The following is a 24993-nucleotide window of genomic DNA, read 5'->3' as shown; positions in this document are numbered from 1 at the left end:
GCCCGCCTGCGCAGCTCCACCGGCCCATCCCGGCTTGGAGCGGCGGGCTTACCGGCAAGCAGCTGACATCCGGTCCCACGGTTCCCCGCCCGCGCTCGCATGGCCCGAGCCCGTCCGACCGAAGCGAGATCGACATTGCCGGTGCGCCGCCCGGACGCGAGCCTAGAGTGATCCGGAACACGCGGCGGCGTGGGCGCTGCAAATTCGACACAGCTAGCCTGGTGGGCGACCCGACCCGCTTCGCGACAGATCGAGGACAAGAATTCATGCATCGGACCCGTGGAAAGGTATGCGGCGTGGTTGCGGCGATCGCCGCAACCGGCCTGCTCGCCGCGTGCGGCGACAATGATTCGACCGCGACGAGCACGCCGACGCCGGCCCGCACCACGACGGTGACCCAGTCGCCTGCCGCGACGACGCCCGCCGACACCGCGCAGCCCGCACCCGCGCCGGAGCAGCCCACCGCGACCGAGGCGCCCGAACGTCCGCAGCCGGTGCCCACCGAGGCCGTCCCGCCCGCGGATACCTCGGGTCTCTCCGCCAAGGACAAGCGTTTCCTCGACGAGCTGGCCAAGCAGGGCATCACCCCGTCCACCCCGGACATCGCGCTCAGCATCGGCGCGTACGTCTGCCAGGGCACCGCCGCGGGGGCGTCCGACCAGGATCTGATGACCTTCGTGAACGCCATGGCCGGTTCCGACCCGTCCTTCGATCCGTCGAAGATGCCGGTCGAGAAGGCCGGACAGATCTACATCTCGACCGCGCGCGCGACGTACTGCCAGTGAGTTCGCGTGTCCGTTCGGCGTCCCGCCGGTCCAAGCCGGCGGGATGCCTGATCGCGATCGGCGGCATCGTGCTGATCGTCCTCGTCGTCCTGCTGCTGTGGTACCTGCTCGCGGGACGGTTGCGCCCGCCTGTTCCCGGTCCGAAGCCGCCGGAACGGCCGACCTCGCAGCCGGCGAGTTGCCCCGATGTGCAGATGATCTCGGTGCCCGGCACCTGGGAGTCGAATAGCTACGACGACCCGCACAACCCGACCGCCAACCCGTTGTCACTGATGCTCAACGTCTCCGGCCCGGTCGCTCAGCGATTCCCGGCGGAGCGGCTGGATGTGTACACCGTCCCGTATGTCGCGCAGTTCTCCAACCCGATCGCGATTCCGCCGGATGGCCAGCAGTCCTACAACAACAGCCGGTCCGAGGGCACGCGACGGATGGTCGATGCCATGGTCGCCCGGCATCAGGAGTGTCCGCTGACCACCTACGTGCTCGCCGGGTTCTCCCAGGGCGCGGTGATCGCGGGTGACGTCGCCGCGCAGATCGGCGCGGGGAAGGGGCCTGTGCCCGCCGACTTGGTGCTCGGCGTGACGTTGATCGCCGATGGACGGCGTACCGGCGAGACCGGCCCGGGTCAGGCGATCCAGGTGGGAACGCCGCCGCCCGGCGTGGGTGCCGAAGTCGCGCTGCGAGGGTTGAATGTGCCCGGCATCACGATGACCGGTCCGCGTCAAGGAGGCTTCGGCGCGCTCGCCGACCGCACGTACACCATCTGCGCGCCCGGCGATCTGATCTGTGACGCGCCGCGTGAGGCACTGAGTCCGTGGAACATCGTGGGCAGCGTGAACGCGCTGGTCCGGGCGGCGGGCAACCCGGTGCACGCGCTCTACAACGGCTTCGTCGTCGACCCCGATGGCAGCACCTCGACGCAGTGGACGGCCAACTGGGCGGCGGGCCTGATCGAGGCCGCGCCGCATCCCGCGCACTCGTGAGAATTCACAGCGCGTGAGATACCCCGCACCCCGTTGGCGTGACAAGCGCAACTCGAGTTCGGCAGCACGCTGTAAAGTGCGCTGGTGATCGCGACGCCGGGCAACGCCGCAGCAGACCTCGGACGGGCGTCGCGCCCGTAATTCCTTACAGCCAGGAGCATGAGTTCATGACAGAAGCCGCCGCACCGGCCACCACGGCGAGCCGCGACGCGGATGCTGCGTTGACCGCGCTGGGCACTCCGTTGCGCCCGTTCCGCTTCGCGGCGGCCGGCGAGGGAAACAAGCAGGAGGGCGGGGCCCGCAAGTTCGTCCAGACCGCCCAGCAGGCCGAGGAGTACGGCTTCGACAGCTTCGTCGTGCCGGACCACCTCGGTGAGCAGATCGGCCCGATCGCCGCGCTCGGCGCGCTGACCCAGGCCACCGAGAAGATCCGGCTCGGAACCTCGGTGCTGGCGAACGGCTTCCGCCACCCGGTAGTGCTGGCCAAGGACCTCGCCACGATCGACGTGCTGTCCAAGGGCAGGCTCGAGGTCGGCCTCGGCGCGGGCTGGATCAAGGAAGAGTTCGAGAACGCCGGCATCCCGTACGAGTCGCCCGGTGTCCGGCTGGAGAAGCTGGACGAGGCGCTGACCATTCTCGACGTGCTGCTGCGCGGCCAGGAGTGCACCTTCGAGGGCAAGCACTACCAGGTGCGCGGCGTCAAGGGGACTCCTCGGCCGCGGCAGGGCCCGCGTCCGCCCATCTGCACCGGCGGCGGCGGCCCGAAGATGCTTCGCCTGGCCGCCAAGCACGCCGACATCATCTCCGTCGTTCCGGTCACCACCAAGAACGGCAAGGGCCTGCTCTCCGGCATCACCATCGAGAAGGCCGTCGAAAAGGTGAATCTGATCAAGGAGGCCGCCGGTGACCGGTTCGCCGACATCGAGCTGAACTGGGCCATCACCGCCATCGTGATCACCGACGATCGCGAGAAGACCGCGGAGATGGCGCTGTCGGCGTTGGACCGGGGACTGCACCCGAATCTCGAGGTAGACGTTCAGCTGTCCGTCGAGGACATCCTGAACTCGCCCTACGTGGCGATCGGCACGTTCGAGGAGATCGCCGAGCAGATCCGACGTGTGCGGCAACTCACCTCGATGTCCTACGTGGGCGTTTTTCCCACCCAGATGGACGCGTTCGCCCCCGTTATTCCCCTGCTGCGGGACGAGTGAGCCGGTCTTCTCTGTAACATGACTCTGGTTTGAGTACATCTAGCCGATAAGCGGTCACCGCGCAGACCGCACAAAATCTGCAGGCTGGCTCTGCACTTGGAGCACCCGCGGGCGAAAGCGAGTCGGGGCCTCACAGGTAATAGCGGCGATCTCGCCGTCTTGCTGCGTGTGCCTCGGAGGAGAAGAAGGAATGGAAGAGACTTTCGACGACTACCTGGACGAAACCGGGAACATCCGAATTCCCGAGGATCACACCCTGGTTGATCACGTCGAGAAGCACACTCGGAACGACGCGAACACCCTGGCGTATCGCTACATCGACTACTCGCGCGAGCGCGACGGCGAGGCGCAGGAGCTGACGTGGCGTGAGTTCGGTATTCGGCTGCGCGCGGTGGCCGCTCGACTGCAGCAGGTGACCAACCCGGGCGACCGGGTCGCGATCCTCGCTCCGCAGGGCTTGGACTACGTGATCTCCTTCTTCGCCGCGATCTACGCGGGCACCATCTCGGTCCCGCTGTTCGACCCGGACGAGCCGGGCCACACCGACCGCCTGCACGCGGTGCTCGGCGACTGTGAGCCCGCCGCCATCCTGACCGCGAGCTCCTCCGCGGCCGGGGTCCGGCAGTTCTTCCGCTCGCTGCCCGCCGCCCAGCGCCCGCGCATCATCGCGGTGGACGCGATCCCGGACAGCGTCGGCGAGGGCTGGGTGCGTCCCGACATCGCCATCGACGACATCGCCTACCTGCAGTACACCTCGGGCTCCACCCGGGTTCCGGCCGGTGTCGAGATCACGCACCGCGCCGTCGGCACCAACGTGCTGCAGATGGTTGACGCGATCAAGCTGGACTGGAACTCGCGCGGCGTCACCTGGCTGCCGTTGTTCCACGACATGGGCCTTTTGACGGTGATCCTGCCCGCGGTGGGCGGCAAGTACATCACCATCATGTCGCCGAGCGCGTTCGTGCGCCGCCCCTACCGCTGGATCAAGGAGCTGGCCGCGGTCTCCGACGGCGCCGGAACCTTCGCCGCCGCACCCAACTTCGCCTTCGAACACGCCGCGGCGCGCGGTCTGCCGAAGCCCGGCGAGTCGCTGGACCTGTCGAACGTCATCGGCCTGATCAACGGCAGCGAGCCGGTGACCACGTCGTCGATGAAGAAGTTCAACGAGGCGTTCGCGCCCTATGGCCTGCCCAAGACCGCTATCAAGCCGTGCTACGGCATGGCCGAGGCGACTTTGTTCGTCTCCGCCACCAAGTCCGAGGACGAGGCCAAGGTCACCTACGTCGACCGCAAGGAGCTCAACGGCGGCCGCATGGTGAAGGTCGACCCCGGTCATGAGGACGCGATCGCGCAGGTGTCCTGCGGTTACGTCGCGCTCTCGCAGTGGGCGACGATCATCGACCCGGAGTCGGTGGAATCCGAGGGCGGCGGCCGCGAGCTGCCCGACGGCTCGGTCGGTGAGATCTGGCTGCACGGCAAGAACATGGGCATCGGTTACTGGGGTCGTCCGGACGAGACCACGTCGACGTTCCGGAACAAGGTCACCCACCGGCTGCCCGAGGGCAGCCACGCCGAAGGCACCGAGCCGGGCGCGAACTGGATGCGCACCGGCGACTACGGCGTGTACTTCGAGGGCGAGCTGTACATCACCGGCCGCGTCAAGGACCTGGTGATCGTGGACGGGCGCAACCACTACCCGCAGGACCTGGAGTACTCCGCGCAGGAGGCCAGCACGGCGCTGCGCCCCGGCTTCGTCGCCGCCTTCTCGGTGCCCGCCAACCAGCTCCCGGCCGAGGTGTTCGAGCAGGGCAGCCACTCCGGCCTGAAGTTCGACGCCGACGACGGCTCCGAGCAGTTGGTCATCGTCGCCGAGCGCGGCCCCGGTGCGGGCAAGGCCGATCCGCTGCCGATCGCCGACGCGGTGCGGGCGGCGGTCTCGCAGCGCCACGGCGTGACCGTTCGCGACGTGCTGCTGGTGCCGGCGGGTTCGATTCCGCGCACGTCCAGCGGCAAGATCGCCCGGCGGGCCTGCCGGGCCGCCTATCTGGAGGGAACGCTGCGGGGTGGTTACACCCAGCAAGCTTTCCCCGATGCACCGGAAGAGTAGATGCCAAGGGCGGCCTCGGACCGACCATTGACGCTCGGCGCCGACCTTCCCACGCCGAGCGTCAATTCACGGTACGCCCGGTTCGCAGACAGGTAGCTTGAGGAATTGATGGCTGACAACGAGGGCACGCCCACCCAGACGACCGACACCCCGCCCGCGGAAACCGTCGCCGATGCGACGGCCCCGGCCGAGTCCGCGAAGGGCGGCGCGCAGACCGACATGTCGGTGGCGGAGCTGCGCGAGTGGCTGCGGCGGTGGGTCGCCGACGCGACCGGACAGCCGATCGAGCAGATCACCGTGGACCGGCCGATGGAGGAGTTCGGGCTCGCCTCGCGCGATGCCATCGCGCTCGGCGGTGACATCGAGGAACTGACCGGGGTGATGCTGAACGCGACCATCGTGTACCAGCATCCGACCATCGCCGCGCTCGCCGAGCGGATCATCAACGGTGAGCCGGACGTACCGGCGGAATCATCCGACGACGCCTTCTATACCGCGGGCTTCACGCCTGGCGAGGCGCACGACATCGCCATCGTCGGTCTGTCGACCCGCCTGCCCGGTGCGGGCAGCACGCCCGAGTCGACGTGGGAATTCCTCATCGGACGCGGCGACGCGATCCGGGAACGGCCCGAGGGCAGGTGGTCGGAGTTCGCCGACGATCCCGTGGCGGCCAAGGCGATCGCCGAGGGCAACACCCTCGGTGGTTATCTCGACCAGGAGGTGGTGAAGAGCTTCGACGCGGAGTTCTTCGCGATGTCGCCCATCGAGGTGGAGCGGGTGGACCCGCAGCAGCGCCTCATGATGGAGCTGACCTGGGAGGCGTTGGAGCACGCCAGGATTCCGGCCAGCGAACTCAAGGGCGAGCAGGTCGGCGTCTTCATCGGCACCTCTACCAGCGACTTCATGCTGATCGCCGCGCTCGGTCTCGGCACGGACGACCCGTCCGCACCCGCCTCGGCCGCAGCGTACGGTCTCACCGGCAGTTCGTCGTCGATCATCCCGAACCGCATCTCCTACTTCTACGACTTCCGCGGTCCCTCCGTCGCGATCGACACCGCGTGCTCGTCCACGCTGGTCGCGGTGCATCAGGCGGTCCGGGCACTGCGCAGCGGTGACGCCGATCTCGCGCTGGCGGGCGGTGTGAACATGCTGCTGGCTCCGATGGCCACGCTCGGCTTCGACTCCGTCGGCGCGGTCGCGAAGAACGGCAGGATCAAGGCGTTCTCCTCGGATGCCGATGGCATGGTGCGTTCCGAGGGCGGCGGACTGGTGGTGCTCAAGCGCCTGGCCGACGCCGAGCGCGACGGCGACCGGATCCTCGGCGTGGTCAAGGGTTCGGCGGTCAACTCCGACGGCCGCTCCAACGGCATCGTCGCCCCGAACCCGGACGCCCAGGCCGACGTGCTGCGCCGCGCCTACCGCGACGCGGGCGTCCCGCCGTCCAAGGTCGACTACATCGAGGCGCACGGCACCGGCACACTGCTCGGCGACCCGATCGAGGCCGACGCGCTCGGCCGGGTGGTGGGCCGTGGCCGCGAGGCCGACAAGCCCGCGCTGCTCGGCTCGGCGAAGACCAACTTCGGCCACCTGGAATCCGGCGCGGGCGCGGCCAGCCTGGCCAAGGTGCTCATGGCATTGCAGCACAACGTCATCCCGCCGAACGTCAACTACGCGGGGCCGAACCCGTACATCCCGTTCGACCAGGCCCACCTGAAGGTCGTCGACGAGCCCACCGAGTTCCCGCGCTACAGCGGCAAGGCCACCATCGGCATCTCCGGCTTCGGCTTCGGCGGCACCAACGCGCACGTCGTCGTGCAGGAGTACGTGCCGCCCGCCGCGGCTCGGGCGCAGGCTCCGTTCGCCGAGCTCGAGACGCAGTTGGACGAGGACGCGTTGAATGAGGACGCGCTGGACGACGAGACCACCGACGTGGTCGCGGAAGCCGACGCCGTCGTCGCCGCGGCCGAGGTGGCCGCCGTCGCCGTGGCTGCCGAGGTCGCCGACGTCGATGCCCCCGTTTCCGAATGGACCGCCGAGCGCGCCGAGCCACTGCCGCTGATCCTGCCGGTGTCGGGCTATCTGCCCTCGCGTCGCCGCCGCGCCGCCGCCGAGCTGGCCGACTGGCTGGAGTCCGAGGCGGGCGCGCGGACCCCGCTCGCCGATGTGGCGCGGTCGCTGGCCAAGCGCAGCCACTGGCGTTCGCGCGGCGTCGTGCTCGCCAAGACGCACGAAGAGGCGGTCGCCGGACTGCGCGCCATCGCGGCGGGCAAGCCGGGCACCGGCGTGTTCACCGCCGATGCGCCCGCCGCCGTCGGCCCGATGTGGGTGCTGGCCGGCTTCGGTGCGCAGCACCGCAAGATGGGCAAGCAGCTCTACCTGGAGAACTCGATCTTCGCCAAGGCTGTCGACGAGGTCGACGAGCTGGTGCAGGACGAGGCCGGATACTCGGTGCGCGAACTGTTCCTGGACGACAGCCAGGACTACGGCGTCGCCACCTCGCAGGTCGGTATCTTCACCATCCAGATCGGCTTGGCCGCGCTGCTGCGCGCGCACGGCGCGGAACCCGAAGCCGTAGTGGGCCATTCCATGGGCGAGGTCGCGGGCGCGTACATCTCCGGCGGCCTGAACCTCGAAGACGCCGTCCGGGTGATCTGCGCCCGCTCCCGCCTGATGGGCGAGGGCGAGCAGATGATCAGCGACGACGACGTGCGCAACATGGCGCTGATCGAATACAGCGCCGAGGACGTCGCGAATCTGCTGCCGGAATATCCGGATGTCGAGGTCGCCGTCTATGCGGCGCCGACCAACACGGTGATCGGCGGCCCGCAGGAGCAGGTCGCGGCGATCGTCGCGCAGGTGGAAGCGGCGGGCAAGTTCGCCCGCGTGCTGCAGACCCGCGGCGCGGGCCACACTTCCCAGATGGATCCGCTGCTCGGCGAGCTGGCCGCGGAACTGGCCGGTATCGAGCCCAGCAAGCTGAAGACCGGTCTGTACTCGACGGTGCACAAGGAAGAGTTCTTCCGCCCCGGCCACGACCCGATCCACGACGAGGCCTACTGGGTCAAGAACATGCGCCACAGCGTGTACTTCACCAACGCGGTGAAGCTCGCGGTGGACGCGGGCCACACCACGTTCCTGGAGCTGGCGCCGAATTCCGTCGCGCTGATGCAGGTGCTCGGCACCACCTTCGCCGCGGGCGTGCACGACGCGCAGCTCATCCCGACGCTCAAGCGCAAGGAGGACGAGTCCGCCGGCGTGCTCGCGGCGCTCGCCCAGCTCTACGTGCACGGGCACAAGGTGGATCTGCCCTCGCTGCTGAGCGCCGGTGACTACGCCGACATTCCGCGCACCACGTTCCTGCGCAAGGAGTACTGGCCGAAGGCCAGGATGTCGTCGGGCGGCAACAGCCGGATTCCCGGTGCGCACGTCGCCCTGCCGGACGGCAGGCACGTCTGGGAGGTGCAGGCGTCCTCGGTGACCGATCTCGCCGCGCTGGTGCGGGCCGCAGCGGCGCAGGTACTCAGCGACGTGTCGCTGGGCGCGTCGATCCCGCACGCGCCGATCCCGGCCGCGGGCACCCTCACCACCACGCTCACGCCGCACCTCGGCGGCGCATCGGTGCAGGTGCACGGCAAGGAGGGCAATAGCTTCCGGCTGGTCTTCGACGCCGTGGTGACCTCCGGCGCCCCGCTGCCCGAACCCATTGTGGCCGAGCCGGTTGCCGCCGTGGCCGCGGCGCCGCAGAGCGACGCGGACATCGAGATCGTGGAGACCTTCGGTGAGCGGTGGGATCCCAACGGCACACAGACCGTCGAGGAGCGGCTCGCGCTGATCGTCGCGGAATCCATGGGCTACGCGGTCGAGGACCTGCCGATGGAGATCCCGCTGATGGAGCTCGGCCTGGACTCGCTGATGGCCATGCGCATCAAGAACCGGGTCGAGTACGAGTTCGACATTCCGCAGTTGCAGGTCCAGGCCGTGCGCGACGCGAGTCTGCACGAGGTCGGGAAGGTGCTGCGCTACGCCATCGAGCACCGCGACGAGGTGCAGGCGATGGCCGACCAGCAGGCCGCCGACAAGGCCGCCGGCGGATCGGGTGAGCTGGCCGTCGACGCCGATTTCATGGCTGCGGCCAGGGCGGCGCTTGCCACCGGCGCCGACCCGGTCGCCGCGGTGAAGGGTGCCGCGACCACGTCGCCCGGCGAGGCCACGTCAGAAACCACTGCGCCCGAGACCCACTCGGCTCCCGTCGCAGCGGCCGCCACGACACCGGAAACGGCTGCCGACGCGGCTCCCGCAGCGCAGGCGATTGCGGAGCCCACACCGGTCGAGGCGGCTCCGGCCACACCGGCCGCCGTCTTCGGCGGCCAGCCGTCCGCTGCTGCGGAGGACGACGTCCCGCCGCGCGACGCCGCCGAGCGCCTGACCTTCGCCACCTGGGCGGTGGTCACCGGCAAATCCGCCAAGGGCATCTTCAACACGCTGCCGATCCTCGACGAGGACACCGCGGAGAAGATGGCCGCGCGCCTGACCGAACGGGTCAAGGCCGAGGTCACCGTCGATGACGTGCTCGACTGCGAGACCATCGAGCAGCTCGCCGACATCGTTCGCAACTTGCAGGACAGCGGCGCGGATGTGGATGGTTTCGTCCGTCCGTTGCGTGCGCGGCCGGAGGGATCGAACGCCGTACCGGTCTTCGTGTTCCATCCCGCGGGCGGTAACACGCTGGTGTACGAGCCGCTGCTGAAGCGGTTGCCCGCCGACACACCGATGTACGGTTTCGAGCGCGTCGACGGCGCGATCGAGGAGCGGGCCCGCCAGTACGTGCCGGAACTGCGCAAGTTGCAGGGCGACGGACCCTTTGTGCTCTACGGCTGGTCGCTGGGCGCCGTGTTGGCCATGGCGTCGGCGCAGATCCTGCGCGCGGAAGGCGCGGACGTCCGCGTGGTCGGCTTGATCGACCTCGCGATTCCGAGCGAGCCCGAGAACAACAGTCCCGAGGAGCGAATCCGTCGCATCGAGCGGTACCAGGCATTCGCGAAGAAGACCTACAACGTGCAAGGCGAACTTCCGCCCGAGCAGTTGCAGGAGCTCGCCCTGGCCCCGGACGACGAACAGATCAAGATGATCACCGACCTCGTCAAGATGACCGGTGCCAAGATTCCCGGTGGCGTGCTGGAGCACCAGCGCACCTCGTGGATCGAAAACCGTGCGCTCCAGCAGGTCCGGCCGACCCGCTACGACGGCGATGTGGTGCTGTACCTCGCCGATCGCTACCACGACGGCGCGATCGAGTTGGAGCCGCGCTACGGCGAGCGGCTGCCCAACGGCGGGTGGGACGACTACCTGACCAACCTGGAGGTCGTCCACATCCCGGGCGATCACCTGCAGATCATCGATGAACCGCGGATCGGGAAGATCGGAGCCGACCTGACCGCGAAGCTCGCCGCGATCGAGGCGAAAGGGGCCAAGTGAGCACTACTGCCGAAAAACTCGCCGACCTGCGCAAGCGACTGGAGTTAGCGCAGGAGCCAGCGGGTGAAGCGGGGGTGGCCAAGCGGGCGAAGAAAGGGATCCCCAGCGCCCGCGATCGGATCAACATGCTGCTCGATCCGGGCACTTTCGTGGAAATCGGTGCGCTGGTCCGCAAACCGGGTGACTCCGCCGCGCTGTACGGCGACGGCGTCGTCACCGGGCACGGCTTGGTCGAAGGCAGGCCGGTCGCGGTGTTCTCGCACGACCAGACCGTCTACGGCGGTTCGGTGGGTGAGATGTTCGGCCGCAAGGTCGCCGGGCTGCTGGAGTACGCGGCCAAGGTCGGCTGCCCGGTGGTCGGTATCAACGACTCCGGCGGGGCGCGCGTGCAGGAAGCGGTGACCTCGCTGGCGTGGTACGCGGAGCTGGGACGGCGTCAGGAGCCGCTGTCGGGTCTGGTTCCGCAGGTCTCGATCATCCTCGGCAAGTGCGCGGGCGGCGCCGTGTACGCGCCGATCAACACCGACGTGGTGGTGGCGACCGACGAGGCGTACATGTTCGTCACCGGTCCGAAAGTGATCCGCGAGGTGACCGGCGAAGACGTGAGTCTCGAGGAGCTCGGCGGCGCGCGCAGCCAGGCCGAGTACGGCAATATCCACCACGTCGCCAAGGACGAGGCGGCCGCGTTCGAGTGGGTGCGCGACTACCTGAGCTACCTGCCGACCAGCTGCCAAGAGCTGGCGCCGATCGTGAATCCGGGTCTCGAACCGGGCACCACCGACAGCGACCTGGAGCTGAATTCGATTGTCCCGGACTCCGACAACGCCGGGTACGACATGCACGAGATCCTGCTGCGGATCTTCGACGACGGCGCGTTCCACGAGGTGGGCGCGTCCGCCGGCCGAAATATCATCACCGGTTTCGCCCGCGTCGACGGGCGTAGCGTCGGCGTAGTCGCCAACCAGCCGATGGTGTACGCGGGCGCGTTGGACGCGCGGGCATCGGACAAGGCGGCGCATTTCGTACGGCTGTGCGATGCGTACGAACTCCCGCTGGTTTTCGTCGTCGACACGCCCGGGTTCCTGCCCGGAGTGGAACAGGAGAAGATCGGCGTCATCAAGCGCGGCGGGCGATTCCTGTTCTCCTACGTCGAGGCCAGCGTGCCGAAGGTGACCGTGGTGATCCGCAAGTCCTACGGCGGCGGCTACGCCGTGATGGGATCCAAACAGCTGGGCGCCGACGTGAACCTGGCCTGGCCCACCGCGCGGATCGCGGTGATGGGCGCCGAGAGCGCGGTCAGCCTGATCGGCGGCAAGCAGATCGAGGCCGCGCCGGAGGACCAGCGGGCGGCGATCCGCCAGCAGATGATCGACTTCTACAACGCCACCGTGGCGACGCCGTGGGTGGCCGCCGAGCGCGGGTACATCGACGCGGTCATCGAGCCGTCGACCACCCGGCTGGAACTGCGCCGCGCGCTACAGCTGTTGCGAGACAAGGCGGTTACCCGCAACCCGCGCAAGCACCACCTGCTGCCGCTGTAGCGACGCCGGAACACGATCGGGCCGCACCCTTTGGGGCGCGGCCCGATTCACGTTCGGTGTAGCGAAAGATCAGCTGACGCTGGCGGATTCGATGACGACATCATCGACCGGCACATCCTGGTGCATGCCGGCGGAGGAGGTCCGGACGCCCGCGATCTTGTCGACCACGTCGGCGCCTTCGGTCACCGCGCCGAAGACGGCGTAGCCCCAGCCGGCCGGGGTGGGGGCGGAGTGGTTGAGGAAGTCGTTGTCGGAGACGTTGATGAAGAACTGCGCGGTGGCCGAGTGCGGGTCGTTGGTGCGCGCCATCGCGACGGTGTACTTGGTGTTCTTCAGGCCGTTGTTCGCCTCGTTCTGAATCGGAGCCTTGGTGCCCTTCTGGCGCAGGCCGGGCTCGAAGCCGCCGCCCTGGATCATGAAGCCGGGGATGACGCGGTGGAAGATCGTGCCGTTGTAGTGGCCTGAGTTCACGTAATCCACGAAATTGCGCACGGTGTTCGGCGCCTTCTGATCATCCAGTTCGAGGACGATCTGTCCGTAGTTCGTCGAGAGATTCACCTTGGTCATACCCCCACCTTTCCATCGTGGCCGCCGTAGGTCAGCATGACGGGGGTCGAAGCGTTGGTTCGCGGTGATTTCGAGGCGAATAATTCTCGCCGTTCGGCCCAGCACTCCCGCGGTCGGCTCCGAACACTCAAAGAGCCTCGAATTCTCCGGCGTACGCTCTGCCCGCTCGGACATGTGTGCCGCTAGCATTGCGAACCGTGCCCGACGCCGCTACCGCTGTTCTGACGAAACCCCCCGCCACCCCGGCGGTGAAACCGAACGATTACCGGACCGCGCGATTGATCGCGCTGGTCGCCGGGGTGCTCGGCGCGCTGTTCGCGCTGGCGACGCCGTTCTTGCCGGTCACGCAGACGACCGCGGTGCTGAACTGGCCGCAGAGCGGAACGCTCGGCAACGTACAGGCGCCGCTGATGTCGCAGGTCCCGATCGAGCTGACGGCGACGATTCCGTGCGACACGATCGCCCAGCTGCCCGAGCGGGGCGGCATGCTGCTGGCCACCGCGCCGCCGCAGGGCGACCGCGCCGCGCTGGAGGCCATGTTCGTGCGGGTCTCGGAGAGCACGGTGGACGTGGTCGACCGCAACGCGGTCGTGGTGTCGGCCGACCGCGCGCGGATGGGCGAGTGCACGTCGCTGAGCATCAGCTCGGACGCCGATCGCACGTACGCGGTGTTCAACGGCCTCACCAAGCAGGTAGAGCGGCCGGTCGAGGGTGGGGCGCCCGAGACGGTGACGGTGCCGGTGGAGGGCCAGCTGAGCGGCGATCTGCGGCCCCAGGTGGTGGGCGTGTTCTCCGACCTGAAGGGCGCGGCGCCCGCGGGGCTGGAGCTCCACATGACCGTGGACACCCGTTTCTCCTCCAGCCCCACGGCGATCAAGCTGATCGCGATGCTCGCGGCGGTGCTGTGCACGCTGGTGGCGCTGGCGGCGCTGGCCCGGCTCGACGGTAGTGACGGGCGCGGGCACCGCCGGTTCCTCCCGGCGAACTGGCTGAAGCCGACCTGGGCGGACGGCGCGGTGATCGGCACACTGCTGCTCTGGCACTTCGCGGGCGCGAACACCTCCGACGACGGCTACATCCTCAGCATGGTGCGGGTGGCCCCGCACGCGGGTTACATGGCCAACTACTTCCGCTGGTACGGCGTGCCGGAGGCGCCGTTCGGCTGGTACTACTACGTGATCCAGGTCTTCTCGGAGATCTCCACGGCCAGTCCGTGGGTGCGGCTGCCCGCGCTGGCCTGCGCGATTCTGTGCTGGCTGGTGATCAGCCGCGAGGTCGTGCCGCGGCTGGGCCGGGGCGTGCGCACCAGCAAGGTGGCGCTGTGGACCGGTGGATTGGTGTTCCTGGCGTTCTGGCTGCCGTTCGACAACGGTCTGCGCTCGGAACCGATCGTCGCGCTCGGCGCGCTGCTGACTTGGGTTTCGATCGAGCGGGCCATCGCGACCGGTCGCCTGTTGCCCGCGGCGGTTGCCGTGCTGGTGGCGGCGTTCACCTTGGCCGCCGCGCCGACGGGTCTGATGTGCGTGGCGGCGCTGCTGGCGGGCATCCGGCCGCTGGTGCGCATCGTGGTGCGCAGGCACCGGCGGTTCGCCGCCGAGGGCGCCGGCCGGTGGGGTTCGACGCTGCCGCTGCTCGCGCCGATCGCCGCGGCCGGTGTCCTCGTGCTGACGGTGGTCTACAGCGACCAGACCTTCGCCGGTATCCAGGAGGCCAACCGCGTGCGTCAGGTCACCGGGCCGAACTTGGCCTGGTACGAGGACTACCTGCGCTACTACTACCTGTTCGTGGAGACCGTCGACGGCTCGCTGTCGCGCCGCTTCGCCTTCCTGGTGATGCTGCTGTGCCTGTTCACCACCATGCTGGTGCTGCTGCGGCGCAGGCAGGTGCCCGGCATCGCGAGCGGGCCGACCTGGCGGCTGATGGGCGTGGTCTTCGGAACGATCTTCTTCATGATGTTCAACCCGACCAAGTGGACCCACCACTTCGGCGCGTACGCGGGTATCGCGGGCTCGCTGGCGGCGGTCACCGCAGTCGCGGTCTCGGCGAGCGCGCTGCGGGCGCGCAAGAACCGGGCGATCTTCCTGGCCGGGTTGCTGTTCGTCCTCGCAGTCGCCTTCTCCGGCATCAACGGCTACTGGTACGTGTCCAGCTTCGGCGTGCCGTGGTTCGACAAGCGCATCTCGCTGCACGGGTACCAGTCGAACACGCTGATGCTCGTGCTGTTCGGCTTGGCGCTCGCGCTGGTCGCCTGGCACGCGTTGCGTGAGGACTACACCAAGCCGCAGCCGTCGGCGAGGACGGCCCGGGGCAGGCGGATTCGCCGGTTCGCCGCGATCCCGCTGACCGTGGTCGCCGCGGCGATGGTGGCGCTGGAGGTGCTGTCGCTGGTCAAGGGCGCGGTGTCGCAGTACCCGGCGTACTCGCTGGCCCGCTCGAACATCGACGCGCTCGGCGGCAGCACCTGCGGCCTGGCCAACGACGTGCTGGTGGAACCGGACCCGAACGGCGGCAGGCTGGAGGCGATCATCGATCCGGCGCATCCGCCGACCGATCCGGCCGACCCGCTGGCCGGCATCGACCCGGTCGGTTTCGCCCCGAACGGCGTGCCCGACGACTTGTCCGCCGACAGCGTCGAGGTGAAGCCGGGCACCGGCAACACCTCCACCCAGTCGGTGGGCGCGGCGTTCGCCGAGGGGCAGAGCGCTGGCACCGGTGGCGGTCAGGGCGCGCGCGGTGTCAATGGCAGCACCGTGGCCCTGCCGTTCGGCTTGGACCCGGCGACCACGCCGATCCTCGGCAGCTACCAGAACGGTGTGCAGCAGCCCGCGAGCGTCACCTCGAGCTGGTACCAGCTGCCCTCCCGTTCGGCGGACACGCCGCTGGTCGTGATCTCGGCGGCGGGTCGCATCCTCTCCTTCGATGACACCGGCGCGATGAAGTACGGCCAGTCGCTCACCGTCGACTACGGCAAGCGGCTGCCCGACGGCAGCGTGCAGAAGCTCGGCACCTACCTGCCGCGCGACATCGGCCCGTTCCCGTCCTGGCGCAACCTGCGGGTGCCGCTGGATGAGATCGCGCCCGATGCCGACGCGGTCCGCATCGTCGCCAACGACCCGATCCTGATCGGTGACCAGTGGCTGGCGTTCACCCCGCCGCGGATGCCGAAGCTGCAGTCGCTGAACAGCCTGCTCGGTTCGCAGCAGCCGATTCTGCTGGACTGGGCGGTTGGCCTGCAGTTCCCGTGCCAGCGGCCGTTCGACCACGAGAACGGCGTGGCGGAGGTGCCCGGTTACCGCATCCTCCCGGACCGCCCGCTTGCCATCAGCTCTACCAACACCTGGCAGGCCGAGGAGTTCGGCGGCCCGCTCGGCTTCGCGCAGATGCTGGGGAAGTCGGTGACCGTGCCCACGTATTTGAAGAACGACTGGGCGCGCGACTGGGGTTCGCTGGAGCGCTACGACCAGTACGACCGCAACGCGGTCCCGGCCACGCTGGACACCGGGACGGCGACCAGGTCGGGCCTGTGGTCGCCGGGCCAGCTGCGGGTGTTCTGAGGCCGAGTGACGCGCGCGACTCTTCCGAATGTGTATGTCCTCGACGAACTGGCTGAGCGCGCCGTGAATGGGGCTCGACGTGTCCTCGCTGACACAGGCCGATTCCGCGCGGGCAGTTCGGCCGGTGACTGATTCCGGTCAGATCGTTCTTTTCGACGGTGTCGCGAGGAACTTCGGCGACCTGGAAATCGGCATGGGTGCGTGCAAGGCTGCCGGTAGTCTCGGGGCATGACGAGCAGCGCGCCCAGCGACTGGTACCGCTGGATACCGGACCAGATCACCGCGCGGGAATATGAACTGCTGCCCGCCGACTTCTGCCGAACCATCGAGGTCGTCGACGGCCATATCGTGAAGTGCGAAAGCCCATCACGGCTACACAACCGGGTGGCGCGGCGCATGGCGGCGCACATGGAAGCAGCGCGCAAACCAGAGCCATGCTTGATGGTCGAGACAGACGTCGATGTCCGCCTCAGCGATGTTCCGCTCAGCCTCCGTCGCCCGGACATCGTCGTATATCGCTGTCTGGACGATGATGCGAAGCTCTACGCCGATGACGCCGTGCTTGTGGTTGAGATCGTCTCTCCGGACAGTTCGCATCACACCGATACGGTGGAGAAGAAGGCTGCGTACGCAGCGGCCGGTATCCCGGTTTACCTCATCGTTTTTCTCACCGAGCCAGGCGACGGAATCGAGCAGATCGAGGAATATCGGCTCTCCGAGGGCCGGTATCACCTGGTGTGCCTGCATACTCGTCGATTGACCGCGGACGTGCCGATTCCCATCGACGTCGCGTTCGGCGAGCTGAGCACGGGTTAGGAGCCCGTACCCGGACACAGGGCCGCCGCGCAGGCAATCCTGCGCGGCGGCCCTGCCGTTTGTTTCCGGTGCGATACCGGGCGCTCAGACCTTCAGGCGAAGACCGAGCTCGCGCCGGAGCACCTCTTGCGAGGGGAGGCGGTTGAGCACACGCAGCACCGCAGGCCGCAGCTCCCGTTGTTCCTCTTCGCTGAGCAGTCCGACAAGATCGCGCAGATCCATATCATCGAATGCCGTTGTCATGAATCTCAGATTAAGGCCATGAGGCCGATTCGTCCTGCGATGCATCGCCACAGGTGGGAGCATGTTTTCATACCGTACAACCGGTTTTTTCCCGCCATGTCGTGTCCGTCGCTGGACGCGTAATTGTTCATCCGTGTGGCTACCGCCCAGCTTCGTCGGCGCCAACGGTCGGCTGCACAATTCCTGAGTCCACTGAGTGCGTAGCCGAAGCGGCCCGCTCTCTCGGAGCATACGAAAAGCCATGGCTCCAAAGTGCCGGTGCCCTGATAAACCGAGCCTAGTGCGCCGTAGCAGCAAGTCGGGGTACACGTTTCGTGCGCCCCGACTTGGTCAGCGGATTCGGATCGGGTCGTCGTTGGCCAGCCCGTTGCGGGTCTCGACGGTGACGTCGATGGTGGCGGGCCCGGCCTCCGGGTCGTAGGGGGTGAACTTCTCCAGGGAGCCCCAGTCGCGGGACCAGTCTCGGTTGAGGTAACTCGGCACGGTTTGGGACTTCAGCAGGAGGCCGGTCCAGCCGAGGGGGCCGCCGCCGATGTCGTCCTGCCAGGCGTTGGAGGCGTCGGAGCCGACGCGGTCGGGCAGGATGCGCCAGTTCGGGATCTCGGCGACGCCGTCCTTGTGGTCGAACGGCCGCTGGCACGGGAAGGCCAGGCCGACGTGCCAGTCGAGCAGCACCGGATCCTGCGATCCGACCACCGAATTCAGCGTGGCCAGTTTGGGCAGCCGGGGCGGGGTGACGGCCAGCCACTGCTTGGGCGTGATGTCGTTGTCGATCGCGACCAGCCGCACCGCGTTCACCTCGACCGGCAGTTGGTCCAGCGGCACGCGCAAGTTGCGCCAGGACGGCGCGGGTCCGATGTCGAGCGGGTCGACGGAGCCGAGGGTGCGCACGTCTCCGTTCTGGTCGCGGACGCCGTATTCCAGATGCAGTTCTTGCCCGTAGGTGAGCACACCATCGGCGTCGACCGAACGGATGCGGCCCGCCGCGGTGATCGCGAGTACCTGGTAGGCGGGGTCGTGGCGCATGCTGTCGGTCAGGTCGAGCCGGTACCACTGCGTGGTCAGCTTCGCCTGCTGCTGCTCGCCGTCCTGGTAGCTGCCGAGCACCGGAGTCTCGGCCGGGTCGAGACCGAACGGCAGCGCGACGGTGCTGCCGTTGATGCCCGCCTGTTCGGTGGTGCCGCCACCCGTACCAGCGCCGGTGGTCTTGGTGGTCTTGTTCTCGGAATCTTTCTCCACCGAGTTCGCGCCGCCGCTGACCGTCTCCTCGGCGTCGGCGGTGAGGTCGCGGGCGACCCCGTTCGGCGTGAAACCTTTATTCTGCGCGGCCAATCCGTCCGCGGGCGCGCCGGTGTAGGGCTGCAACAGCGAGTCCGCGGTGTCGGTCTCCACCAAGACATCGTTGGCCAGCGCGCACGAATCGCCTTGCACCGATTCCACGTTCGACTTGGTGATCGAGTACGCGGGGTACTGGCCGGCCGCGGCCTTGGCCAGCGAGGCGACCTCGAAGATCACGAGCAGGGCGGCCGCGATGGTCAGCGGGGCCGATGCCCACCGGTCGAAACGCCGTGGCGCCGCGGTGCTCTCCCGCCGATACGGCTCCCGATAGTGCTGCCAGATGGCGATCAGCAACGCGACGCCGCTGAGCCCCAAGAAAAGCGTTGACAGTCCTTTACCCGCGACCAGCGGCGCCTTGTCCCACCACGGGACGCCGTAGCTGGAGACGTACCACCACCCGTTCGACCCGGTAAAGGTCACCGCGAGCAGGAACAGCACCGCGGCGGCGAACAGCGAGCGATTGCGCGGCGAGCGGATGCCGGTGGTGCCCACCGCGACCGCCGCGAGTGCCGCCAGTGACCCGGCCAGTCCGGCGTACACGCCGAAGTGATGCGTCCACTTGGTGGGGGTGAACATCATCAGGAACAGCGACGCGAAGACGATGCCGAGAATGCGCACCGACGGACCGCGCGAGGTGCCCGGGATCCGTCCTTTGCGCAGCACCTGCAATACGCACACCAGCAGGCACAGCAGCATCACCAGCACGCCGAAGCGCCGCGCCAGCGAGCCGTCCGGCGACAGCATCAGCAGTGAGTCCCAGCGGGTGCGCTCGTCGAACCACGCCACGTTCGGGCCGACGATCGTGCGCACCCTGGTCGCCTCCAGCACCGTCGCCAGCGTCTGGTCGGCGAAGATCACCACCAGCACGAGCGTGCCCGCGGCCAGGCCCGGCGCGAGGAGCGCTGCGAACCGGAACACGGTGGCCGCCCGGGATGGCTTCCGTGCGTCCGCGGGGGCATTCACCGAGGCCGCGGCATCCGTGGAACCAGCGGCGGCCGCATCCGCGTCCGGTCCGGTCCTGGTCGGCACCACCCCGCGCGCACGCTTGATCAGGATCAGCAGCACCGGACGGGAGCCTGCGATCAGCGCCGCGATGCAGATGAGGCCCGTCGGGCCTGCCGCGAGCGAGAACGCGGCGATCAGAACGGCCACCGCGGCGGGCAGCAATCGCCCGGTCGCGATGGCGCGTTCGATCGAACACCAGGTGAGCAGCGCGCCCGCCGCGATCAGCGGCTCGGGACGCAGACCGTTGTCGTAGGGCAGCCAGAACGCGAGGAACACCAAGCCCGCCGTCCACAGCGCCACCTTGTTGCGCCGCACCCGGGCGCCGAGACGCGGCAGCACTTCCCGGCTGATCACCAGCCAGCAGACGATGCCGGCCGCCAACGTGGGCAGGCGCATCCACAGGCTCGCGTCGGAGATCCCGGCCATCCACGCCAGCACCTCGTAGGACCAGCCGAAGGGCGCTTCGGGCACCGCGAACCACCGGTAGTAGTTCGCCATGTAACCCGCGTGCTCGGACGCGCGCGCCATGTTCAGGATGTAACCGTCGTCGGAGGTGTTCGCCCCGATGACGTGCCACAGCGCCAGCGTGCCCAGTACCACACCGTCCGCGGGCGTGACCCGCCACCAGTGCGCGGGCAGGAACCGCCGCGGTCTGCGGCCGTCGCTGGCGTCCAGCAGATGCAGTGCGATCAGTGCGATCAGCGTGAACACGGCGGCGGCGATCATCGCGGCCAGCTTCAGCGGCGTCGGCGTCGAAGAGAATCGCGAGTCGATGTCCGCGTGCACCCGCGCGCCGTCGAGGCGGCCGGCGTCCAGATCGGTGAACACGCCCACCAGTTGCGGCCGGATGTCACGGCTCACCGTGGCCCCGAATGGTGTCCCATCCTGCCGGGACACTCCGGTGAGTTCCGCGGTGGTGGCGGCCGCGGTGGACTCGATGGTGAGCGCCGCGCAGGACCCGATCTCGGCCAGTGGCGCCGACAGCAGCGGGATGTCCCGCAGCACCACCGAGAGCACGCCGTCGGCCACCGAGACGACCAGGCCCTTGGTCGCCGCCTGCCCGGAGGCCGGGGGAACGGTGGACAGCACCGTGCCCCCGGCGGCCGATCCGGTGAGTGAGCAGGGCAGCGTCGCGTTGAACCGCAGGGGTTCATAGGACACCAACGGCGCCGCGACGCTCGCGGTGCCGGACTCGGGCCAGTCCAGGCTCGCCCGATCCTGCCGTACGTGCAGCAGCGGGGTCAGCAACGCCAGGAGGAAGCCGAGGAGCCCTGAGACGAGGGCGATCAATCGGTTACGGGTGAACGCTCGTGAAGCTCGGTCCGGTCGCACGGTGGTTGATGCTAGCTACCGTCCGATGTGACCCGGACTACCGCAGCATGTGAACGTCCCACAGCCAGACGTCCTCGACGCGGGTCGGTGCGAATCCGAACAGCTGGGTGACGGTTTCGCGGAGCACCTCGCCGTTCGTGGTCGGCGGTAGCACCACCACGTCGGCGTGCCAGAAGCGCAGGTCGCTCAGGGCGCGGGCGCGGGTGTCCGCGTCGATCCGCGGCACCACCCCGGTGTCCTGCGTCTGCACGAGCAGCGCGGTGGTCGGGCGGGTCTCCGGGCCGTAGATCCCTTTTTTGGTGGCGCCGGTCGGGCCGACGAAATAGCCCCCGGCCAGCGGGAAGGTGAAGCCGGCGTCGACCTGCCAGCGCAGCGCCCGCGCGTCCGGCGGTCGCGGGGGCGGCACCATGACCACCGAACCGTCCCCGACGTAGCGCCCGACCGCGCCGTCGGCGAAGAAATCCGGTGTCGGCACCCGATCGACCACCGGGAGGATGGTCGGAGTCAGCGGTAGCAGCGCGCAGATGACCGCGGCGAACCAGGCCAGCGGCCGCCAATCCGCCTCCGACTGCCGCCAGGTCGTCACCGCGCGCTCGGTGCCCAGCGCGAGCACCGCCGCGATGGCGGGGATCGCGGCCATGCTCAGCCTGCTCTCCAGCACCGTTTTCAGCAGCGGCACCTGCTCGGCCCATCGCCACGGCAGCGCGATGCCGGTGGGCTGCTTGCCGATGGTGACGACCCCGCCCAGCGACAGCACGCCGAAGACCGCGATCACCATGCTCGCCGCCCGTACCACCCGGTCACGCCACAGCAGCACCACCGTGAGGGCGACCAAGAGCAGCAGCGGCCAACCGAAGTAGGCATTTTGCTCGGTGGGGTTGATCGCCACGTTCTCGCCGGGAGCGAAGACGCCGCCCAGCGATTCGGACGGGAACTGGACCAGCGCCTGGAGGTCGTTGCCCATCGGACCGTGGTCGATCGAGCGGTAGCTCTGCGGGCCGAAGAACTGCCACCAGAGCGGAATCTCGGTGAGCGCCAGCGTGATCACCGCAGCCAGCGCGAGCGTGGGTGCGATCCCGCGCACCACGCGCAGCGCCGTGCGCGGTGTGTGCAGGTAGTAGACGACGGCGAACAGTCCGAAGGCGAGGGCGAAGATCAGCAGCGGTTCTTCGCCGAGCGCGATCTGCAACGCGACCAGCAGTCCCAGCACCAGCGCGTCAGGAACCCGCCCGCGCGGCCGATCCGGTCCGATTCCGCCGGCCTGCCGCGCCATCCGGATCACCCGTCCCGCGATCACCGGAAGCAGTAGCAGGACGACGAAATTCGGGTGCGCGCTCGCGTGCGAGATCATCCCTGGCGCGAAGCCGCAGAAGAGGCCACCGATCACCGCCGCGACTCGCGCGTCGACGAGTTCACGGCAGAACAGCCGGTACCAGGCGAACGCCGTCCCGGCCAGGCCGGCGGTGAGGACGAGCACGAACGTCACGGTGGGTCCGAAGAGGAGGGTGACCGGTGTGAGTGGCACGCCGACGCCGAACATGGCCGTATTGGCCATCATGTTCACCCCGGCCGGGAAGTTCTGCAGGTCGGTGCCGAGTGGGTTCTGCAGGTTGGCTACCGCGTGCGCGGTGACCGCGAAGAACCATTCCCACATCGTCTGGTCCTGACCACTTTTGATCAGGTAGCCACTGCCGGTGTTGCGCCACTGACCCGATAACACGGTGGCCGCGAGCGCCAGATAGCCGATCGCGACGAGAAGGTCGGCGCCGCTGAACCGGATCCGGGTGGGGAGGCGCGGGCGCGCGGGTCTGGTGAGCACCTCTGCCGCTGTGACCACCGCGACGGCCGAGTCCGCCCATTCGGCGGTTTCGACGTCTTGTGCCTGTTTCACCTGCACATCTCTCCTCGCCAGCGGTGCGGCAGCCGCCCACCGTAACCAACCACGCGGTGCGTGGACTCACAAACGGAGTGGTTATCCACTGGGCGGCGGGTTCAACCTCCGCGCTCGGCTCGGCTTGCGGGGCGGAACAGGTCAGCGGCGGACGGTGACGAGCGTGAACGGGCCGATGTCGGTCGTGGTGAAGCCCGGGTCGGCGAACAGCTCTTTGGGGAAGCTCACCGTGTAGCGGGCCACGTTCGGGTCGTTCGGGTAGACGTCCTTGGCCAGCCGCAGCGTGTACGTGTCGCCGCTGCGGCGGAACAGGAACGCGTCCGGCGCGCGCCATGGGCTCGTCGCCAGTGCGTCGTGCAGTTCCAGGGGCGTCTTCAGTTTGCTCCAGCGTTCGATCGACGCCGCGCGGCCCGCGAAATCGGCCAGCGGGTTGGCGTAGTGCGAGGTGAGCGCCTGGAAGCCGAAGTAGGGGTAGAAGGAGAGGAAACTGGTGTCGGCCGTGAGCACCACGGTGTCCGAGCGCGGGCGTCCGGTCTGCGCGGTGAGCGCCGCGTCCACGTCGCGGTAGAACGAGACGGCCGAGGGGGCCCGTTGGTCGGCACGCCGTCCGTCGCCATCGGTGTCGGTGTAGGCGGTGGTGATCTCCGGCGCCAAGACGTGCGGGATGTCCTGGGTGAACGCCAGCGCACCGACCGTCGCGACGATGATCGCCACGAGCCGGAACCGGGCGGGCTCGTTCAATGCTTGGTAGATCGCCCGCGCGCCCTCCACGAACCCGAACGCCCCCGCGACCGCGAGCAGGACCAGCAAGACCGGTTCCAGCCGGAACGACAGCAGCGTGGTGCCCGCCGCCGTCGCCGCCATGGACAGCAGCGCCCACAGATAGATCGCGGCCACCCCGATGCCAAGCGCCTGTGCCCGCCGTGACGACGCGGCACGCAGTACCAGCCACGCCGTGCCGATCAGGCAGAGGGCACCGAGCAAGGAGAAGTCGAACATCGGCAGCGGCAGCTCCGAACCCGCTTCCGGCAGGTAGTGCAGCGCGGTGCCAGAGCTGGCGGTCGTGCTGCGCAGCGCCTTCGCCAGGTACGGCGCCCACACGACGAGCGCGACCACTCCGGCAATCGCCCCGATCACCCCCAGACGCACCAGCGGTGGCGCCGCCGCGCGCCAGGGACGACCGGTGCCCGCCGCGTCCCGGGTGCGGCGCGGATGGTCGGCGGCGCGCTGTTCCCGCACCGCCAGCACGGCCGCCAGCAGGCCCATCAGGCCGACCGCGAAAGCGGCCACAAGGAAGTACAGGGTGTAGAAAGTGGCCGCCCAGCCGAGAAACAGCCCGGTGCCGACGACCGCACCCCATCCACCGGCCGTGCGTTGCGCGGCATCCTCCGGCGTGCTGCCCGACCGGACGTCCTCCAGCGGCCGGTACAGCGCGCCCCAGGCGAGCACGAGAGCGGGCGGAAGCAGCACCACGATAACGGCGCTATAGGCCTCCGGCGCGGCGTACGCCACCGTGACCGCGGTGCTCGCCGCCGCGACGCCCACGGCCCAGTCCGCGCGGATCAGCTTCGACCACAACACCAGCGCGACGACCGCGGCCACCGCGAGGAAGCCGATGGCGTACGGCTTGAAGACCTCCCAGGCGTCCATCCCGAGCAGATTCGCCACCCGCCCGCCGATCCAGAACCAGCCCGCGGGGTAGAACGACGGCAGGTCCGCGTACGTCATGTCGCGCAGCGCGGCGGAATCGGTGAGCCGGGTGAGGAACTCGGTGCGGAACTCCTGGTCCACCGAGACGCCGAACAGATACAGCTTGGTCGCCGCCAGCGGCATGCCCAGCGTGACCGTGACGAATGTCGAGAGCCCCACCCAGGAAAGCAGTCTCGCGGCCCAAGGCCATTTGCGCAGCCGCAGCAGCGCGATCGCGACCGCGAGCAGGACCGCCGCGACGACCTGCCCGACCGTGGTCAGCGCCCGCGTGACGTTCGAGGAGTTGAAGGCGGGCCATTGCACCATGGAGAACGCGACGAGCCCGGCCGCGGCCACCACGGCCGCCACGACCGCCGCGAGCGCGGCCTCCCCCAGACCGGCGGCGATCTGCCGCACCAGCAGCGTTGTCCGCCCTGGCGCCGGCGCGGGATCGGC

13 protein-coding genes are annotated in these 24993 nt (G+C 68.8%); 8 read left to right on the top strand and 5 right to left on the bottom strand.

The window, feature by feature from the left end; translation table 11 throughout:
* Positions 1-296: 296 nt before the first annotated feature.
* The 6 genes from IU459_RS12580 to IU459_RS12555 all read left to right on the top strand — a co-directional run bounded on the left by IU459_RS12580 (position 297) and on the right by IU459_RS12555 (position 12102).
* On the top strand, positions 297-785 hold the full coding sequence (locus IU459_RS12580) for a DUF732 domain-containing protein (protein WP_324198844.1): 489 nt from the start codon (positions 297-299) through the stop codon (positions 783-785).
* Positions 776-1768, top strand: a complete 993-nt coding sequence (locus IU459_RS12575) for a cutinase family protein (RefSeq protein ID WP_440446487.1) — start codon at positions 776-778, stop codon at positions 1766-1768. Before IU459_RS12580 ends, IU459_RS12575 begins: the two co-directional genes overlap by 10 nt.
* Positions 1769-1935: 167 nt before the next feature.
* Positions 1936-2979 carry an LLM class F420-dependent oxidoreductase gene (locus IU459_RS12570; RefSeq protein ID WP_228837780.1) on the top strand — a complete coding sequence of 348 codons (1044 nt, stop codon included), beginning with the start codon at positions 1936-1938 and terminating at the stop codon, positions 2977-2979.
* A gap of 190 nt (positions 2980-3169) precedes the next feature.
* Positions 3170-5086 carry a long-chain-fatty-acid--AMP ligase FadD32 gene (fadD32, locus tag IU459_RS12565; protein WP_195129666.1) on the top strand — a complete coding sequence of 639 codons (1917 nt, stop codon included), beginning with the start codon at positions 3170-3172 and terminating at the stop codon, positions 5084-5086.
* Positions 5087-5194: 108 nt separating this feature from the next.
* Positions 5195-10561 (top strand): polyketide synthase Pks13, encoded by a 5367-nt coding sequence (gene pks13 / locus IU459_RS12560; RefSeq protein WP_195129665.1) that lies wholly within the window; start codon positions 5195-5197, stop codon positions 10559-10561.
* A complete protein-coding gene (locus IU459_RS12555; protein ID WP_195129664.1) occupies positions 10558-12102 on the top strand; it encodes an acyl-CoA carboxylase subunit beta in 1545 nt (514 codons plus the stop codon). Before pks13 ends, IU459_RS12555 begins: the two co-directional genes overlap by 4 nt.
* A 69-nt stretch (positions 12103-12171) precedes the next feature.
* Here IU459_RS12555 and IU459_RS12550 read toward each other — a convergent pair whose 3' ends face one another.
* On the bottom strand, positions 12172-12669 hold the full coding sequence (locus tag IU459_RS12550; RefSeq protein ID WP_195129663.1) for a peptidylprolyl isomerase: 498 nt from the start codon (positions 12667-12669) through the stop codon (positions 12172-12174).
* Between the two features lie 197 nt (positions 12670-12866).
* Here IU459_RS12550 and IU459_RS12545 point away from each other — a divergent pair, with 197 nt between their 5' ends.
* Positions 12867-16223 carry an arabinosyltransferase domain-containing protein gene (locus IU459_RS12545; RefSeq protein ID WP_440446483.1) on the top strand — a complete coding sequence of 1119 codons (3357 nt, stop codon included), beginning with the start codon at positions 12867-12869 and terminating at the stop codon, positions 16221-16223.
* 228 nt (positions 16224-16451) lie between these two features.
* Positions 16452-17039 (top strand): Uma2 family endonuclease, encoded by a 588-nt coding sequence (locus IU459_RS12540; protein ID WP_195129661.1) that lies wholly within the window; start codon positions 16452-16454, stop codon positions 17037-17039.
* 84 nt (positions 17040-17123) lie between these two features.
* On the opposite strand, the gene IU459_RS12535 is transcribed toward IU459_RS12540, so the two are convergent.
* The 4 genes from IU459_RS12535 to IU459_RS12520 form a co-directional block, all read right to left on the bottom strand.
* Entirely contained in the window at positions 17124-17282 is a 159-nt protein-coding gene (locus tag IU459_RS12535; protein WP_169333839.1) for a hypothetical protein, read from the bottom strand.
* Between the two features lie 330 nt (positions 17283-17612).
* On the bottom strand, positions 17613-20957 hold the full coding sequence (locus IU459_RS12530) for an arabinosyltransferase domain-containing protein (protein ID WP_195129660.1): 3345 nt from the start codon (positions 20955-20957) through the stop codon (positions 17613-17615).
* Between the two features lie 37 nt (positions 20958-20994).
* Complete coding sequence (locus tag IU459_RS12525; protein ID WP_228837779.1) at positions 20995-22848, bottom strand: glycosyl transferase; 1854 nt, start codon at positions 22846-22848, stop codon at positions 20995-20997.
* A 141-nt stretch (positions 22849-22989) separates the two neighbouring features.
* A complete protein-coding gene (locus IU459_RS12520; RefSeq protein ID WP_440446486.1) occupies positions 22990-24945 on the bottom strand; it encodes a galactan 5-O-arabinofuranosyltransferase in 1956 nt (651 codons plus the stop codon).
* Positions 24946-24993 lie beyond the last annotated feature (48 nt).

The organism is Nocardia amamiensis (assembly GCF_015477605.1).
Classification (GTDB): domain Bacteria; phylum Actinomycetota; class Actinomycetes; order Mycobacteriales; family Mycobacteriaceae; genus Nocardia; species Nocardia amamiensis_A.
Note: the sequence above shows the minus strand (reverse complement) of the source record. Positions and strands in the feature narration are given on the sequence as shown.

Excerpts from the sequence above, each read along its gene's own strand:
- IU459_RS12540 (WP_195129661.1), top strand. The coding sequence starts at position 16,452 with ATGACGAGCAGCGCGCCCAGCGACTGGTACCGCTGGATACCGGACCAG.
- IU459_RS12570 (WP_228837780.1), top strand. The coding sequence starts at position 1,936 with ATGACAGAAGCCGCCGCACCGGCCACCACGGCGAGCCGCGACGCGGAT.
- IU459_RS12550 (WP_195129663.1), bottom strand. The coding sequence starts at position 12,669 with ATGACCAAGGTGAATCTCTCGACGAACTACGGACAGATCGTCCTCGAA.
- pks13 (WP_195129665.1), top strand. The coding sequence starts at position 5,195 with ATGGCTGACAACGAGGGCACGCCCACCCAGACGACCGACACCCCGCCC.
- IU459_RS12535 (WP_169333839.1), bottom strand. The coding sequence starts at position 17,282 with ATGACAACGGCATTCGATGATATGGATCTGCGCGATCTTGTCGGACTG.
- fadD32 (WP_195129666.1), top strand. The coding sequence starts at position 3,170 with ATGGAAGAGACTTTCGACGACTACCTGGACGAAACCGGGAACATCCGA.